This window comes from Spiroplasma sp. hy2 (assembly GCF_044714365.1).
GTDB lineage: Bacteria > Bacillota_I > Bacilli_A > Mycoplasmatales > Mycoplasmataceae > Spiroplasma > Spiroplasma phoeniceum.
Genome location: NZ_RXFZ02000373.1, coordinates 1 through 3,195, shown reverse-complemented (window position 1 = coordinate 3,195; position 3,195 = coordinate 1). Strand labels below are relative to the sequence as shown.

The window sequence follows — 3,195 nt, the reverse complement described above, 5'->3', positions numbered from 1 at the left end:
TAATATTTCATAAAAATCATATTGCTAGTTATTGTTATATATTTATTATTTTAACTTAATTCCTAATTCATCCAATTGTTTGTCCTCAACTGGACTTGGTGAAGCTGTCATTGGATCAGTTCCTGTTGTATTCTTCGGAAAAGCAATCACATCCCGAATTGATTCACTATTCGTTAAAATCATTGCTAGCCGATCAAGTCCAAATGCAATTCCGCCATGGGGTGGAACACCATAATTAAAAGCATTTAAAAATCAACCAAATTTGTTCTCAATTTCTTGGTTTGATAATTGTAATGATTTAAACATTCGGGTTTGAACTTCACTTTGGTGAATACGAATGCTTCCTCCCCCAATTTCATAACCATTTAAAACTAAGTCATAAGCATCAGCACGCGCAGTTGCCATTTTCTGCTCAAAATTATCAATAAATTCACTAGTTGGCGCGGTAAAAGGATGATGAGCTGCTTCATAACGTTGATTTTCATCTGATCATTCATATAATGGTCAATTAACAATTCATAAGAAGTGATATTCATTCGGTGGAATTAAAGCAAACATTTTAGCTAATGCTACTCGGACTGCTCCTAAAGCTTGGCAAGTAACTGCTTTTTCATCACTAACAAAGAAGAATGTTCCAGTTTGTTTATTACATTTTTGTAATAATTTTGCTTTTTCATCATCACTAAGTATTTTTGCAAGTGGTCCTTCTCAATTATTCTTTTCTTGTTTAACTCATGCTAACCCTTGTGCTTTGTTTTGTTGGGCAATCCGTGTTAATTCTTCAACTTGTTTTTTGCTGACTAATTGGGGAAGAAAAATCCCTTTTAAACTCAACTCCTTTTTTAAGGCTGTTGCAAAGACTCTAAATTCAGTTTTTGCAAAAATATCTTTTGCATCAAATAACTGTAAATCATAGCGCGTATCTGGTTTATCAGTGCCATATTTTTCAATTGTTTCATTATAATCCATCCGAAGAAAGGGCGTTTTAATTTTAACTTTCATCACATCTTGCATAATTGTTTGAAATAATGTTTCAACAAAATGGATAATATCATCGCGCTCAACAAAACTCATTTCTAAATCTAATTGCATAAATTCTGGTTGACGATCACTTCGTAAGTCTTCATCGCGAAAACACTTTGCAATTTGAAAATATTTATCAAATCCGGCTAACATTAATAACTGTTTAAACAATTGCGGTGATTGTGGTAACGCATAAAAATTATGGGGATTTAAACGCGAGGGAACTAAGAAATCACGGGCACCTTCTGATGTTGATTTGTTTAAAATTGGTGTTTCAATATCAATAAATTGATGAGCATGACAAAATTGCCGAATTGTTTGCACTAATTGATTTCGTAACATAATTTTTTGTTGCATTATTGGTCGACGTAAATCTAAATAACGATATTTCATTCGAACATCTTCTAACGCATCAGTGACATCATTAATAATTAATGGCGGCGTTTCGGCTTTTGATAAAATTGTGACTTGTTTAGCTGCAATTTCAATTGCCCCGGTTGGTAATTCTAAATTCTTACTTTTTCGTTCAATTACAACACCTTCAACACTAATAACAAATTCATTTCGAATTGTATTAATCATCGCATATTGGGGATGCTCTGGTTGGACAACAACTTGTGTAATCCCTGTTCGATCACGTAAATCTAAGAAAATAATTCCCCCTAACCGACGATTCTTTGCCACTCAACCACTTAAAACAACCTTTGCTTTAACATTTTTTAATGTTAATTCACCACAAGTATGTGTTCTCTTCATTATTTCTTCTCCTTACTTAAAACTGTAATAATCTTGTCAAACTTAACTTCTTGTTCTTTTCCTGTTTGTTGGTTTTTAATTTTTACAACGTTTTTTTTCAATTCTTCATCACCAATAATAATAGCATTCTTTGCTTTCAAACGCTCTAATGATTTAAACTGAGCTTTAACACTACGTGTTAAATAATCACAATCAACACGAAAACCACTTGCTCGAAGTAATAACAACAACGAAGCAGCAAAATAACGCGCATGATCAGATAAACAAATTAAATAAGCATCAAGATAAGCCTCATCAGCTAGGACAATATCATTCGCAGCTAAAGTTAATAACAATCGTTCTAATCCTAAGGCAAAGCCTACCGCTGGATAATCTAAACTTGGTTCAAAGGTGTGCACTAATTGGTCATACCGTCCACCACCTAGTAAAGTTAATTCTCGCTCTGCTTCCTCAATCACAATTTCAAAAACAACGCCAGTATAATAATCTAATCCTCGTACTAATTGCGCATCTAAGGTAAAAGGAATTCCTAATTTAGTTAACAACTTTTGAATTGCCACAAATTCTTCATTTTCTGTTGGGGTTAAATAATCATAAATCTTTGGCGCATTACTAAATTTATCATGATCAATTTTACAATCTAATACTCGTAATGGATTCTTTTGTACCCGAATTTGACAATCAGCACATAATGTTTGTTCTTGGAAGAAAGCTGTTAACACACCAAGATACTTTGTTCGTGCTGCACCAATTGTTAAATAATTTAGTTTTAATGTTAAGTTTGTTAATCCAAGTGTTTTTAATAAATTATAACCAAGTAAAATAACTTCAACATCTAATAAATAATTCTTAGTTCCGACCACTTCAATTCCAAACTGATTAAATTGACGTAAACGGCCATGTTGAGGTCGTTCATAACGAAACATATTCCCAAGGTAAAATAATTTTAATGGTAATTCATATTTCCCATATAGTTTATCTTCAATAATACTGCGAATAACAGGTGCGGTTCCTTCTGGACGTAAAACAAATGCTCGCTCTTTTTTATCTAATAATTCAAACATTTCTTTGCTAACAATATCGGTTTCTGCTCCTACTGAACGCACAAATAAATCTTTTGCTTCGAAAATTGGAGTTCTAATTTCATGATAGTTATATTGCATAGCAAGACTACGCAGCATTAATTCTAGGGCACTTAATTCACTTGCTTTTTCATAATAAAGATCTTCAGTTCCTCGTAGTTTTTGCATATTCATAACTTTCTTCCCTTCTAAATAAAAAACTAAAAGATTGCTTAGGAACGAAAAATCGCGGTGCCATCCTATTTCATTATCTTTTAGTTAATGCGCTTACTTGTCAAAATCTATTAAATTTTATCTTCATGTTGTCATCACGCTTTAAAATTCCAATAGTTTC

The 3,195-nt window shown here is 32.6% G+C and carries 2 protein-coding genes; both read right to left on the bottom strand.

Features of this window, described 5'->3' with window-relative positions:
- Positions 1-45 precede the first annotated feature (45 nt).
- On the bottom strand, positions 46-1,779 hold the full coding sequence (gene aspS, locus EHV01_RS06635) for an aspartate--tRNA ligase (RefSeq protein WP_422066769.1): 1,734 nt from the start codon (positions 1,777-1,779) through the stop codon (positions 46-48).
- Positions 1,779-3,035, bottom strand: coding sequence for a histidine--tRNA ligase (hisS, locus tag EHV01_RS06630; RefSeq protein WP_422066768.1), 1,257 nt, complete (start codon positions 3,033-3,035; stop codon positions 1,779-1,781). Before hisS ends, aspS begins: the two co-directional genes overlap by 1 nt.
- Positions 3,036-3,195: the final 160 nt, after the last annotated feature.